The following is a 14581-nucleotide window of genomic DNA, read 5'->3' as shown; positions in this document are numbered from 1 at the left end:
GTCGCGCCAACGTCGGCGCACCCCCTAGTTTATTTGCTTTAGCGTTGGCGAATTTTGCTTGATATAGCCACAGGGCACGTTTGGCGCTGGCGAGCCCAGACGTATAATCCAATAGCCAGAAGTCGATCCAACGATTGATTTAATCGTATTACCCGCACCCCAACTGAAGCGCACGGTGCCCTTGGTATCGCGATAAACCTTGGTTGGACCGGTGGTTTTAAACCGCACAGCTAATGCTTGTTTGTTGCATTTAGAATTGCCCACTGACTTAGCGGGCTTTGGGGCCGGTTTCCTTGGCGCAGGCACCACTGTTTTAGGCTTCACAACGGCTGTAGGCTTAGCCACCGCTGGGAATGCTTCGAAGCCAAAGTTCGCGGCGGTAACATATCCTTTGCCGCCCTTAATACGCAGCCACTTACCACCGCGTGCAATAGAATGACGCTCGATCGCAATGATCTTACTGCCTTGCTTCACCTGCCCTGTTATTGCGCTTTGGGTGCTTGGGCCCTTGCGAATATTGGTGTTTTTCTTGGCATAATATGTCGTGTTTGGCAATTTAACCACGGTAGCAGTTTTTGCAACCGGCTTCGCAGGAGACGCGGGAACGGCGGTTGATGCCGTTTCGGCGGGTTTTTCCACAACCTTTGGTGCGGGCTTTGCAAGCTCGAAACCATCGGGCATTGGCTTTAGGCGGGCATATTCCTCCGCCATGGGCATATCATCAAAACGAGGCGTCTTGTCCGTGCCAAGAACATTGGTTTTGGCCAATAAGAACTGCAATGTGCCTGTGTTATATTTGGCCAATGCATCCTCTAGGTAATCTACGGTTGCCGCGCGACGATTGCGAGACAGCGCCCGCAGCACGGATTTGGTTTTGGCCTCTACCAAGACCTGCTCCAGTTTGCGTACCAAAACATAAGCCTCGCCTTCGGTTGCGGCTCGTTTGATTGCATCGCTGGTCTTTGTCGATGCAATCAATCCTTGGTACATTTCCTGTGCTTTGTCTTCATCCGTGGCAATCATTTCAAAAGCGGCACTGAGCGTTTGGAAATCCTCTTTGATTAAATCGGATTGCGCAAACAGCGCGCTGCCACTCCCAATGGCCAAAGCAGACACAGTAACCAATATTTTGAAGCTTGGTATCATCCCCTTCACACCCAACCTTATTGCGCAGATTGCGCACAGATATCGCCTGCCGCAATTCTGAACCCAAGTTTTGGGCGCAGGCTGTTGTTGGACACACAGCTTGCGTTGATCTCGCCGCCAATATCATTCAGCACCAGATTCTTGCCAATGGCCGATTCCGCACCACATGCATCAGAGAACAACTCGCCAACCGGTACAGAAATGGCCTCTCCACTTTGGGATTTAGCCAAAACCGTAGCGACCGCGGGGGCAACACATACAGGTTTCTGAACTGTTTTTGACACATATTCCGCATAGCGGCGCGCCAACCAGTAAGAGATATTAACCGCTGTCCCTGCCGCGCCTTCTTGAACGTTGGCGATCTCGGTTTTGATATCCCCCTGTTGTGGGCGCAGCGAGTCATTGAAGGTCTGCATCTCAGCCATTGTTACAGGTTTGCTATCGATACAGAATCCAAGCGATGTATTATCATTCGCCGGCAGCGCGATACCCGCATCCAGAGCGGCCTTCTTCACCGCGTCTGACCCTTGGATCAGCTGTTCATCACTTAGGATAACCGGATGCAGTGTATAGCCAGCATCGAACGCACAGTTGATCAATTCACCCGCATCAAAGCGCGTAATTAGAGATTGCACGGCGGCGATCGCATCCGTTAGGGATGCGTTTTTCTCTAGGATATTTGCATCTGCAGGTGCCAATGTGGCGGCAACCTTGATGTATTCTGGGTGGCTGGCCAGGGGCGATGCCGAAACATCTGTGACCAACGCATCATACTGACCCTGCAATGATCCATTCGTGGCCTGTGCAGCGGCGAATGCATCGCTGGCCTTGTCCAGATTTGCAATGACGGCATAGGCCTTAGAGGCATAATCATCATAAGAGGTCTGATCATGCGGGATATTCACCTCTTTCAGATCTTCGTATTCTGATACCGCAAATGTGTACTCTGGGATAAAGAACCCAACGCCATCCTCTTTTAGACCAGCCTCGGTTACCTTAATTTCCTCTAGCAATTCGCGGGCATCTAATTCGATGTTGCCACGCTTGGCCAGCCCATAACCGGTTTCACATTTTTGGAAATCCTCGCGCACCATATTGGCCGTATCAACAGATTTGATGTGGTTCAAAATAGACGATAGCTCGGCCCAGATTTTGGTATTTTCGATGCCATTCACACCTTCGATGCTGGACATCATAGCGTTGCAGGCAGACTGGCCCTCGGCCCATTGCGCCTCTAGCTTGTCCATTTCACCGGCCAAAGATCCACTGATTTTGCTCAGAATTGACCAATCTTTATAGGTCGAAAATGACTCACGGTTCACAAATTGGCTAGATAGAGTCGCGATTTGCGGCTCGTCTATCCATTTGTTTTTATTGGCGGTTTCCAGTGCAGATTCAATGTTTTGTGTCAGGCGTGGCAGTTCTGCGGCCAGACCCTCCATGTGTGAAGACATCTGTCCCAGGCTGGCATCTAGGCCACTTAATGTGTTGAAGAAGCCCACAAACCCTGCGGTTTGCTCTGGTAGACCTGCCGCTTTCAGCTCTGCAAAGGCATCGCTGGCATCTTTGAATCCAATGTTGGCATCCCCTGCGTCTGCTTTGTCCAATGCGGCTAGGGTTGCCTCGGTTGCGCTAAAGCGCTCGTCCCCCGCCTTGGTCAGGCGTTTCAAATCAAAGGCCTGCAATTTCGACAATGCCGCCTTCTTCTTGGCCAGATTTTCACTAGAAATTGCTAATGGCGCTACGTTACGCACACGTGACAGCAATCCTTTCTCTTCGCTGGATTGTTTCGTTGATTGTAGCAATTGAGTGGCAACCTCATTGTCCAATGTCGCCTGTTCCAGCCCAGATACAAAAGCAGTGTTACGTTGTTGGTTGATTTCATCAGCCAATCCGCCCAAGAGAACCTCGATCTGATCGAATTTGCGCGCTTTTTCAGCATCCGCAGCACTGGCCAAAATGTCATCCACGCTAAGGGCCGAGAAATCTGTGCCCTCTTCTACGCTGTTATCAATTCCGTTTTGGATATCGCTTTTGAATAGTGCAATTAGATCACCACGCAGCTTGTTAACCTCGGCATTGCCTTTTTCACAATAACCTTGGGTCTCTAACAGCTTGGCCTCGTCTTTGCCATTCTCGCTGATCCGCGCGTTGAAAAATTCGACATTTGCCCAATCGGACAAAGAGGTCACACGGCTTTCCTTCAAACTTGCCACGTTCTGACCAAAGGTCGAACAGGCAGCACCGGTGGCCGCATATTGCGCTTCAAGAGCTTTTTTCTTGGCATTGGATTGCATAAGCATAAACCCACCGCCGGCCAATACCAAAACAGCCGCCGCAATACCGCCGATCAACAGCGGATTGGTTCCACCGCCACCGCCAGAACGCGCCGCACCCGTGGGCACCTCCATCACGCCAACATCGGAAATATCACCACCCATGATGGTCATCAAACCATGGTATAGAATCTCGGCATCATCAGGGCGCACACCCTTGTCCATTGAGACCGCATAATTCATGAATTCGGAAATCTCGGGGCTGATTTTTTCGCCGGTTAGCATCGACAATTTACCCGCATCCAGCTCTAGGTCTGAATGGGCTAAGTTTGTCCATAGAATGTGATCTGTCAGCTTGCCTGAAATTTCACGCGGATCGTCGCTGGCTTCTTCATCACTGGTGAAAAATTGAATGAATGGGGCTGGCCCCATCAGGAAATACAAAATGAACTTCCCTAGCGAGTAAACGTCGCTTTCTTTGTCCTTTTGTTGGGGCGGTTCGCTGCCTCCATCAAAGACCTCTGGTGCTGTAAAGGCCGGCTCAAAGAACAGCGATTGCGCTGGTTCTTCTGCGGCAATATCGCCAAAATTCAACAGATCAACCTGCAACAGCAATGTCTCACTCTCGCGAATACAAGACAGGGTTTGATGCCCCAGCGCGCCGTGAATCATACCAAATTCATGCAGGATATTGACCGCCTGAACCAGCTTGCGCATGGCACCCAGTTTTTCTGGCATGCTGAATTTATCGTTCTGTGCCCAATCAACACCTTCGCCGCGGCGCTCCGATGCCATCATGTTTTTCTCGGAAGAACGGCGCGTAACCAAGAACATCGACCCGCCGGCATTCTTGCCCTCAATCAGCTCGATCGCCTCTGGCAAGCATTCGTGCAACGCCTCTTTGAAATAATCCTTGAATTGCGTGCGAATGATTTTTTTCGCATTGCCATTTGCCCAAACATCATCGCGCGGAACATAGATCCGCACTGGTCTGCGTGATAGGCGGTCCTCGGCCTCTACAATTGTACACCAGCCAAATTCATAGGCTTGCGCGCGGTCATATTCAAATTCCTGCGAAAGGATATCGTGCAGAGCACCGGATAGATCGGACATTGTTTCCCCTAATTCTTATTGTAATACGCTGAGACGATCGAGCGCGATTTCTGTGGTCTTCAGATGGCGATCAACCATGATGGCAATAACCTTCCCATATAGTTCTGCCGCATCAGGATATTTTTCCTGTTGCTCCATGCGCCAAGCATCTGAAAAAACCGTTAAAACCTGGTTCTTGAAATCTTCCTCTAGGGCGGTTTTTTCCTCTTCGGATAGACCGGCCTGCAAGAATGTCTTCAGCTCGTTGAATGTTTCGGGGCGATTGGACAGCGCCACCTCCATGCGGGCCGCATCTTTGCTGGTGTCAATGCTTTTTAGATCCTCGTCCAGCGCTGTCAAAACCTGTGAAATCTGTAATTGCCCTTGACTGGTGGCATTGCCGCCCGCGTTCATCATGAAATACATGCCAACCAACAGCATCAAAACCACATAGGCACCGCCACCGATCAAAATCGCCGGGCTGATAGCAGAGGCGCTTTTCTCTTTCGTGGCCTTCTCTTTCTTGGGCACCGTCAACGCCAGATCATAACGATAGCTCTGGCCCTTTTTCAGGCTAGGCAACCGAATGAAATCACCATTCTTTAGCGTGTTGCGCCGCTTTAGATGCTGATCATTTAGCAAAATACTCTTTGGTTCAAACTCAATCAGTATCCATTTGCCAGCTGTCTGTTTCAGCTCTGCAAATTTAACGCCATATGGCACACCAGACAGCTCGATGTCTGCCCCGCTACCTTTGCCGCCAAGTGTACATTCATCACCAGGAATAGAGATCTTTTGACCGATTTGCGGCCCGTCTTTAACAATTAATTCAACTAGTTCTGACATTTGTACTCGTCCAATTTATTTAAATTACAGTAGAACATAGATTTGTTTTTAGGCAAATCCTTTTTCTTCTTTCTCAAACAGCTTTGCATTACCTAAGCCCCCCCAAGCTTGCAGCGCATTTCCCGTTTGCCAATTTCTTCACACAAACGGTTACCTTCACTTTTTTCTTTTTCTTCGTCTTTTTCTTGATCGGCTCTGGCGCTGGCTCGGCTACCTTGGCCGGTTCTTCTACCTTTTTGGGTGCCGGTGTCGGTTTCTTCACCTCTGTTTTCGGCTTGGTCGTAGTAGGCGCTGGGGTGGCCACAACCTTTTTCGGGGCAACCTTGCGTGTCACACATTTTCCGGCGATCAAATCTTGATTGCTGTTACACACCAAAGGGCAAATCCGCGTATTTGGCAATTTCTGCAAATCATCCAGCAGAGCGCAGGTCGGCAGATTACTATCTGGGTTGATCTTGGCATGACGGAAATATTTGTCCAATCCCCCCTGTGAACCGCGGCCCCATGCCCCATCCGGCGCACCTACATTACAGCCCACGGCGTTCAATTTCACCTGCAAGGCACGGAAACCCTCGCGCTTTAGCACGCCATTGGGATTCTGCTCGGTACCTGCGGTACAAAATGCGGTTGCCGCAACCTTTGGCACGGCGGCCACCTCTGGTGCGCTAGGCTCTATCTCGCATTGACGATCCTTGATCAGCGCATCCGCACGGAACCCATAAACAGAATTGGGGTATTTCGCCTTAAAGCCCAGATAGGCCTCGCATGTGTTTGCGCTCTTGGCGGCATCCCAATCGGCAATCATCGCACCCGTCGTTGGGGCAATCGTGATCGCCTCTTTCACTGGCTCTTCGACCTTCTCTTCTGGCTTGGCGGCGATAATCGAATTGCCCTCTAGATTAGAGCAAAATGTCTCGCCATCTGCCTCTAGCTGGGCAAAACAGCGAAAGCCAACCTTCTCGGCCGCCACCTCTGGGTTATTCAACAGCACCGGCTCTTGCAAGAAATCCTTCAGCTTAGCCTTGCGGGCCTCTGAGGCGATTGACCATAATGCCTTCACCTGCAAATCTTTGAAATCGATCGCCAGATTGTTGCTTACGGCATCGGTCAGACCCCTGATATAGGGGCTGCGCGGGTCTGCTTGATTGTCGCCTATTGTCGCCGCGGCAATCTGCCCGTCCTTTACCGGATAGAAGGCCGATGCCCCCACCAGCTTTTCATTGCTACAGGTGCGTTTTAACAAAAATTCCCAGTGCGGCTCGTCGTTTTCATTTGGCAACGCTTGGGCACCACAGCCATTATAAATCACTGCCAACTGGCGAGGATTGTTTTCCAATAAAAAGCGCGTGATGGACTTCAGCGGGATTGTACGCTCGGCAAAGCGACGCTTGCTGAGGCGTGTTTGACCCGTGGTTGGCGTTGTGAAATTGGACGGGATGATATGGTTTGAATTATCCTGCTGATAAGTCATCGAATGGCCAGAATAATAGAACAGCAGCTCTGACGCTGGCTTCATCTTCGAGGCAAACTCGAAGACCTCTTCTTCCAAATCGTTCTTCTCGCGGTCTTGCAAAACCAAAATATTTTCTTCCGGGATTTGCAAATCCTTGATCATCTTCAAAACCGCATCACGATCCGCCTCGCTGGCAGCAACAGGCCCCAATGCTTCGTCATATGCAGCATTAACAATCATCAACGCATAGCGCTTGTTGTTCTCAAATATTTGTGGACGGGTGGGTTCTTCTACCTTTGGTTCAATCTCTACAACTTTAGGCTCTTCAACCTTGGGTTCCACCACCTCTGGCTCAACGATCTTTGGTACTACCGCAACAATCACCTTCTTTTTGGCCTCTTCGGCGGCAATGCGCAGTGCCTCTTCTTTGGCCTCTTTTTGTTTTGTGAATTCTTTGCGCTCTTCACTAGAACACACCCGCAATGCGGATGTTTTTGCGCGGAATGCATAAACCGTGCTGGGGTAATCTTCGCGGAATTGCATATATGCATGGCATGTATGTGCTTCTTTCGCCACGGCCCATGCCTCGGTAAAGCTTAGTTTTTTGGCGGGTTTATCGTCCTTCGCTGCCACTTCATCTTTTGGGTCTTCGATTTTTGGCAGAAGGGCAACCACAACTTTTTCGTCGCTCTTACAGGTTCCTGAATCAATCTTTTGACGGGCCGCAACATTTTGCAACGCGTTCTTATGCGCCGCAATAAAGGCCTCGTAATCTGCGCATTTGTCAGATTTCTTGGCCGCCGCCCATGCGATAGCCAATTGCTCTGCTGTAGGCTTTTTGGCCTCTGGTTTTGGTGCCTCTGCTACCTTGATCTCTTCTTTCGGCTCTTCGGATGCTTCGGTGGTCTTCACGTCTTCTTTTGGGGACTCTGATTTTTCTGCGACAACAGCGCCCACTGGGCCTTCACAGGTACCGGCAAGGGCCTTTTTGGCTTTGCGGGCCTGAAATGCCTTGGGGTATGTTTCTAAAAAGACCTGATAATCGGCACAGGCATTCGAGGCCTTGGCCTCTTTCCATGCCGCCGCCATTGCCAACTTACCCGCCATTGCAGCCTTCTTCTTCGCTACAGATTCTGCGGTAGCCGTAACCTGTACGATCTCGGCGTTTTCCTTGGCCTTTTCAGCGGCCTCGATATCGGCCAGCTCGGCCTTTTCCTCATCGCTCATTTCAATCTGCAAACCCTTGGCACGGGGCAGAACCGACCCATCAGATGCAACCTGTGTTGTCACCTGTGGATCTGGGGCTGGCTGATCTGGCTCTTTGGGCACCTCGGCCACGGCTACGGGCTCTGGCTTGGCCTCTTGGAAACAGCTTAGAACGCCATCAATCTCTGACTTGGCCAAACACCGCCCGCCAACACCGGCACCCCCGCTGCGCAACAGGCTCTCGCCCAGACCTTCCGCCCCGAATTCATCCGCAGCCGCTTCGCGCAAGCTTAGATCCAAACTTTCAATACTTTGGGTTGGTTGCTCTGATAACGCAACAATCATGCTTTCCAGATAGCCGCCAGCGGGAATATTTGGGTGGCCATAAATCACATTAGCGCCAGTAACAGGCGCTAGATCACAGGGCTGGTTTTTGATAATCTTCCAATGACTGGCAGCGGGATCCGCATCCAATGGCACGGCGCGGCAGGCATCATAAAATACGGTGACATGGCTGCCTTGGGCAAATCCGTCCACCAAATCCGCCAAGGCGAATGCCCCACGTTTCAGACGGCGATCCCACAAAAATTGATCCGAAGACCCCGGAATGCGCAACCCGCTCAAAAGCAGAAGATTGCCCTCTTGTTTTTGCAAGGTTAGGGAATTCCCGTGGTAATACACCAAAACCGATGCGCCCTTGGGCATGCGACTGTTCAACAGCGCCAGAGATGCGGAAATCTCACCCTTATTTGGGTTTTCCAAGAACACGACGTTATCTTTGGAAAAACCAAGGTTTTTGTAAATATAGCTGATGCTATCGCGGTTAGCGTCGGTTTCTTCTACCGGTGCAAAGCTAGCATCATAGGTCGAGTTTAGAATCACAAGACCAAATTTGACCCCGCTGTCTTTGCTCGAAACATCGGGGAAGGTCTGCGCACCAATCGGCCCGCCGGTAACCATACCCGCCAACAAAACTACGAATGCACATATAACTACATGCGATGATTTCAGAAAACGTCTCACGCTAAGCACCAAATATATAACTAAAAGCAGAACAGTAACGAGTCATAGTCTACCCTAAAATCCCTTGATTTCAAAGCTTATAGGAAGCCACTGTCTACCATTTGAACAATCGCGGGGGAGAGGAAGATTAACAAAACCGCCACCGCACTCAGTATAACGGGAATATTGAACTTGGCGTTCAACCTTTCGGCGGCCTGCGCGCCCAATTCTTCCCTTAATGTCCGCATATCCTCGGATTGTTGTTCCAAGGTTTTCTGCAATTCTGTACCTGTGCGCAACTTTTGGGTCAATTCACCCAAAATATTACGCAGCCCCTCATTGCCCACACGATTACGCAAACGCTCGAAACTGTCGATCAAATCATGCGATTTCAAATCCTCGCGTAGGATAACCAGCTCTTGGGCGATTTCATTATGCCCGAAAATGCTGTGATAGCTTTCGATTGCATCCTCGATATTGCCGTTTGATTGTACCGTTAGCAGAAAAATATCCAAAAAGAACGGGAACTGGCGCACCTGTTCTGTCATCTGCGATTGGATGCGGTCATTGGCGGTAAAGGTGGTGATGAAATAGGTCATCACCCCCGCAATCGCCGCAATAATGATACAAGAGATCAGCGCCGCGCCAAACAAAAACGCAACCAACAGGAAACAGACCGCCATAAAGATGGTGAAATTCTTGACCCCACGGGCATATTGCTCTTTGTTTAGGTCGAGAAATTCGTGAACCTCGCTGGAAATACCTTGGGTATAATCCACCGCCTCATCCTCGGCCTCTACCTCGCCCGCAAAGGCAATTACAGCGGCACCAATAGGATCGTGGAATTTGATCGCTTCTTGGAATTTTTTATAGGTTTCCACCCCTGGCTTCCAAAGCCAGCTAAGCACACCAATGGTGACCAATGCCCCCGCAAGGGCCATAATAAGGGGGATAAGATTACTCATAATTTCACCTTCGACAACCAAATCGCCAAAAACAGCGACCCTAAATAAAATACAGTGGCCGCACCCAGCATCACCTTGCCTGCCGTATTGCTAACCGCCAGCGCCAATAGACCCGGATCAACCATGTAAACAATGCCGATCACAACAAAGGGCATGGCCAACATCATCTTCATCGACATGCGCCCCTGTGCGGTGGCGGTATCGATACGGTTTTGCATTTTAATCAGCTGTTGGAACACCTTAGATAGGTTATCCAGCGCCGCACTGGCCTTACCACCCTTTTCATCTGCAGTGATAAGAACCGCCGTCACAATATCAAACCATTGGCTATCCAGCCGCTCGCGCGCGTTGGCCAAGGCCTTGGTAAAGCTTTTCAATTCTTGTTCTTGGCGGCTGATTAGGGCCAGCTCGTAATCCATAGGCTTAGGGGCAGTAATCGCCACCTCTTGCAATGCCATAGAAATAGACCCGGTGTTTTTGGTGTTGGCGGCCAGCTGTTGTAAAACATTGGGCAAGACCTGATTAACACGCTTGATCTTTTCCATCTTCTTAGCGTCATAAACGATGCCCGGTAGGAAATAGGCGATTGCCAGCACAAAAATCACCAAGACCGGATTGATCAAAACCCCCAGCAAGCAAGCCACCAAAGTGGCCAGCAAATACATGCCAAAAACCTTTGGCACATTGTTGGGATATTGCAGCTCCAGCACGAATGTATCGCGGTATTTATCTGCCGCGCTATTGTAGGCGCTGGTCAGCTCTTTGTGAAAGCCAAACCAGATACCTATAATAAACAAAAACGCGCCCAAGGTCGCCATAACGGCCAATATCGCGGTATTTTCAAACAGTTCCATTTTAATATCCTAAAAACTCAGCTCTGAAGCATCAAAGCCTGCTTTGATAATTTCCTCGATCCCCTCGGGGGTTGTCCCCGCAAAGGCAAAGTTCGCCTTGGCCTTGCTATCGCGATAATCATAACGGGTCTCAAAAATCGGGCTTACCTCGATGCGATTGGTGGTTTTATCAATACCCCCAATTTCGCAGACCTCGGAAATTTTACGCGCCCCATTAGGATAACGCTTTAGCTGTACCACAAAATCCACCGCACCAGAAATTTGGTAACGAATCGCATCAATGGGCAGACCTTGGTCCGCCATCAACACCAGATTTTCCATCCGCGACATCGCCTCGACACCATTATTGGCGTGTAACGTGGTCATCGATCCCTCGTGGCCGGTATTCATCGCCTGAAGCATATCAAACGCCTCGCCGCCACGACACTCACCAATCACCACGCGATCCGGACGCATCCGCAACGAGTTTTTCACCAAGTCGCGAATAGAAACCTCGCCCTCGCCATCCGCAGATGCAGGCCGCGCCTCTAGGCGTACCACGTGTGGCAAACCAAGCTGTAGCTCGGCCACATCTTCACAGGTAACGATACGCTCGTCCGGTGGGATCAATGTGGCCAGCCAGTTCACCATCGTGGTCTTACCAGTCCCTGTACCGCCAGACACCACAATGTTTTTCTTGGCAACTACACAGCCGCGCAAGAAGCTGGCCATGGCCGCAGACATCGCGCCCCATTCAATAAACTGCTCTGCACCCAAATTCTCGGCGGAAAATTTACGAATGGTTAGGGCCGTTCCGTCAATCGCCACGGGGGAAACCACCGCGTTAACACGCGATCCATCCAACAAACGCGCATCCTCATAGGGGTTTTGCACGTTGATCTGCTTGCCCACACGTCCAACGATATAGCTGGTGATTGTGGTTGATGATTTTTCATCCACAAAGGACAGGCCGGTTTCCACCAGATTGCCCTTTAGCTCGACAAAGATCTTATCCGAGGCAATAACCATGATCTCGGAAATATTGTCATTCTCGCGCAGATATTCCAGCGGGCCAATACCAAACACCACAGCATCCACCGAGGACACCAATGTCTGTTGTAGCAGCTTGCGCAAGACTGAATTTGAAAAGCTCTTAGAATTCTTCGCAAAAGAGACCTGATAATTCTCTTTGATCTTGGCCAAAACCTCTACAGAGTCGCCATGATCATTGATGTCCAGCTTCCCTAAGATTGTGTTCTGGATTTTATCCAACGCCAATTTGTCCGCATCGGTAAAATCGGCCACATCGCTTTCGCGGGTTAGCACACCATCACCACCCAAATGGCGATAGATCAAATCACGCCGGGCCGCATCACCAGCTAGCTCATGAAGATCCGTACCCTTTAGCCCACCCAGCGTGGTCTCGGTCAGCTTCTTCAGGATTTCGCGCACCTGCGCCATATACTCGGGATCTTCTGTATCGGGCTTTTCGATACGGGTCAGCAATTGCGTTTCTTTGGTCAGACGCAAATGCACATCGCTGATCAAGGCATCTAGCGAGGCTCCTTGACGTGGGCCATCATCCTTGGCCGCGCGCTGGCTTTGTTCTGCTGCTAGGAATTGAAACTCGATATTGCCAACAACAAAGGCGGAATTGGGCCCGACCTTTTTCGGATCGCGCACATCCAACAGCTGATTGCCCTGCGAAGAACGCATGCGAATTTGCGGCTTCAGCGCGGTGATCACCCACCCCGCCTTGGTTGATTCCACCAAGGCGTGGTCTTTGGTTACAAAGGGGCTGTTGATCTGAACGGGCTTGCCCTTATCGCTCTTCTCTTGATTGCCGATGACATAGACACCGTTATCAAGCTCGAACTTCTCAGATTTGGATTCCCCTGGATACTTGACTTCGAGAATAAGATCCATGCCGCTCACCCGCAGCTTGGGCTAGGCTCACTGGTATCACACTGGTTGCGCAGCAATACAATGGGATCCCCCGACATATCCTCTAGATCCGCCGCCAATTGCTCGCCCTGCTCTGGCAAGATTTCAACGGTGATGGTGTCATAGTTACCGCGCGCATCGCTTTGGAATTGATCAAAGGTCAATGACTTACCAACCGCGATTACCTTCACATCCTCTAGCATGCTCACCGTCTTTGAACGCTCTTGGCCCAAAACAATCATCGCTAAAATATCAATGCGGTTCCCTGGGATGATACGATTCGCCAAAGAGCTTTGCTTGCTAACCTTAAAGGTAAAGGCACGCTTGCCGATGGCCACCACTGAATCCAGACGATCCACATCCAGATCTTCGAACAGATCATACGTTAGCACACGCCCCGCGGGGATCGTGGCATTCAAACGCTTGCCGATCAACCACGTGCGGTTGGCAGGCGTATCTGCGATTAGCTGCGTCTCTAGACCAAAGATATCACCTTGGTTTGGCACCTGAATTGTACCCAAATGAGCCTCTTCAATCTGCGCCCCAGACAGCAGACGTTCTGTTGCCTCGTTGGTATAGGAAAGATAGGTGTTTGGCACCAGTTTCGCCTCGGTATCCTGTAGCTTGCCATAAACCATGAAACCTGCAAATCCGCCCACAATCAGGCCAATCAAAATTATAAGCTTGTTCAAAATAATCCCCTATTCGTTCTTCGCTAGAATGCGGTGTTGAAAAACTAATCCACCATTTTAGCGCTATGTTAGCCTGTTTCCTTTAAGCTGTAAATCAAGTTGCGGATGCAAAACCAAATTGTTTCGGCCGCAAAAACACGCCCAGATTGCATCCGCACCACTTCAGTACACTGATTGCAATTTAGAGATGTCAAAGTAGTTTTAAGTATAAATCCGCACTAATTTAACGATCTGGTAAATTAAACACCCGAACGATCATAATTGTGCCATCCTCATCCTCGCCCTGAATGGCAAACATACCTCTGGTTTGCGGATCAACAGTAAAGCGAATGCTGAGCCCACCATCAGTTCGGTTTTCACTATAGGAATAACCGGATTTCTCGAATATCTCCTGCACCAAAGGCACCACCTCTTTCGCGGATTTCGGTATGAACAATAGGTGCGCCTGAAGACCATCGGGTATTTCTGGGCGGGATGGATTGAACTGTGACAGAAACTCGGTCGTGTCGGGCAGATCCAGATACTCGGTCTCGTTTAGCTTTAACTTGATGTTGTGCAACAAATCATATGATTCTTTTTCGGTGATACGTTTGAACAAGCGCGCAAATACGTTAATCTGCACCCCTGCCCCGGCCATAATCACCGTCACACCCTCGGGATACCTGCTGAAATCGTCCTCGGTATAATCGGGAAATGTCTCAAGCAACAATTCCACCAATGCCTCGGGCAACTCTTGACCAGTAATTCCAAAAACCGCCACACCATCAGTCGGGCGCAGAATATAGGCCGCTGGCTCATCCGTGCCCGCCTTGGCAACATCGACAAATTCATCATTATTGGTGCTGGTCACAACCTCATCGCCATAGGCCGCAATGAGCTTTTCCAGCAAATCTTCACTCTCTTCATCCGTTAACAATAGCCGATCAGATTCCCAGGCCTGAAACGGCATCATCGGTACCGGAATAGGATCCGCGGCAAAACTAATCTGCCCCTGCAAAACTATCATCAGGATTGCACAAGTTCTGGTGAAAAAAGTCATGATAGGCCTTTGGTGTTTTGAATGCTGTGGTGTGGCCATGGCCGGCCCCTGCGCGAACCATAGCCGCGCAGGTCAAAGAGCAACAGC

The 14581-nt window shown here is 50.2% G+C and carries 9 protein-coding genes; all 9 read right to left on the bottom strand.

Annotated features, from left to right (window positions below):
- Positions 1 to 24: 24 nt before the first annotated feature.
- Positions 25 to 1146, bottom strand: coding sequence for an SH3 domain-containing protein (locus QQL62_RS11275; RefSeq protein WP_284379138.1), 1122 nt, complete (start codon positions 1144 to 1146; stop codon positions 25 to 27).
- Between the two features lie 17 nt (positions 1147 to 1163).
- On the bottom strand, positions 1164 to 4535 hold the full coding sequence (locus QQL62_RS11270) for a hypothetical protein (RefSeq protein ID WP_284379135.1): 3372 nt from the start codon (positions 4533 to 4535) through the stop codon (positions 1164 to 1166).
- A 15-nt stretch (positions 4536 to 4550) separates the two neighbouring features.
- Positions 4551 to 5360, bottom strand: a complete 810-nt coding sequence (locus QQL62_RS11265) for an FHA domain-containing protein (RefSeq protein ID WP_284379133.1) — start codon at positions 5358 to 5360, stop codon at positions 4551 to 4553.
- Between the two features lie 88 nt (positions 5361 to 5448).
- The gene (locus QQL62_RS11260) at positions 5449 to 9042 is read right to left on the bottom strand and encodes a caspase family protein (protein ID WP_284379131.1); all 3594 of its coding nucleotides are present in this window, start codon (positions 9040 to 9042) and stop codon (positions 5449 to 5451) included.
- A gap of 77 nt (positions 9043 to 9119) precedes the next feature.
- Positions 9120 to 9986, bottom strand: coding sequence for a type II secretion system F family protein (locus QQL62_RS11255; RefSeq protein WP_284379129.1), 867 nt, complete (start codon positions 9984 to 9986; stop codon positions 9120 to 9122).
- The gene (locus QQL62_RS11250; RefSeq protein WP_284379124.1) at positions 9983 to 10840 is read right to left on the bottom strand and encodes a type II secretion system F family protein; all 858 of its coding nucleotides are present in this window, start codon (positions 10838 to 10840) and stop codon (positions 9983 to 9985) included. Before QQL62_RS11250 ends, QQL62_RS11255 begins: the two co-directional genes overlap by 4 nt.
- A gap of 9 nt (positions 10841 to 10849) precedes the next feature.
- Positions 10850 to 12745 carry a TadA family conjugal transfer-associated ATPase gene (locus QQL62_RS11245; protein ID WP_284379121.1) on the bottom strand — a complete coding sequence of 632 codons (1896 nt, stop codon included), beginning with the start codon at positions 12743 to 12745 and terminating at the stop codon, positions 10850 to 10852.
- Positions 12746 to 12750: 5 nt separating this feature from the next.
- Positions 12751 to 13455 (bottom strand): Flp pilus assembly protein CpaB, encoded by a 705-nt coding sequence (cpaB, locus tag QQL62_RS11240; RefSeq protein WP_284379117.1) that lies wholly within the window; start codon positions 13453 to 13455, stop codon positions 12751 to 12753.
- Positions 13456 to 13678: 223 nt separating this feature from the next.
- A complete protein-coding gene (locus tag QQL62_RS11235; RefSeq protein WP_284379115.1) occupies positions 13679 to 14494 on the bottom strand; it encodes a hypothetical protein in 816 nt (271 codons plus the stop codon).
- Between the last annotated feature and the right edge of the window lie 87 nt (positions 14495 to 14581).

It is taken from the genome of Amylibacter marinus (assembly GCF_030160015.1).
Taxonomy (GTDB): Bacteria; Pseudomonadota; Alphaproteobacteria; order Rhodobacterales; family Rhodobacteraceae; genus Amylibacter; species Amylibacter marinus.
The sequence above is the reverse complement of the archived record's forward strand: the minus strand, read 5'-3'. Positions and strand labels throughout refer to the sequence as shown.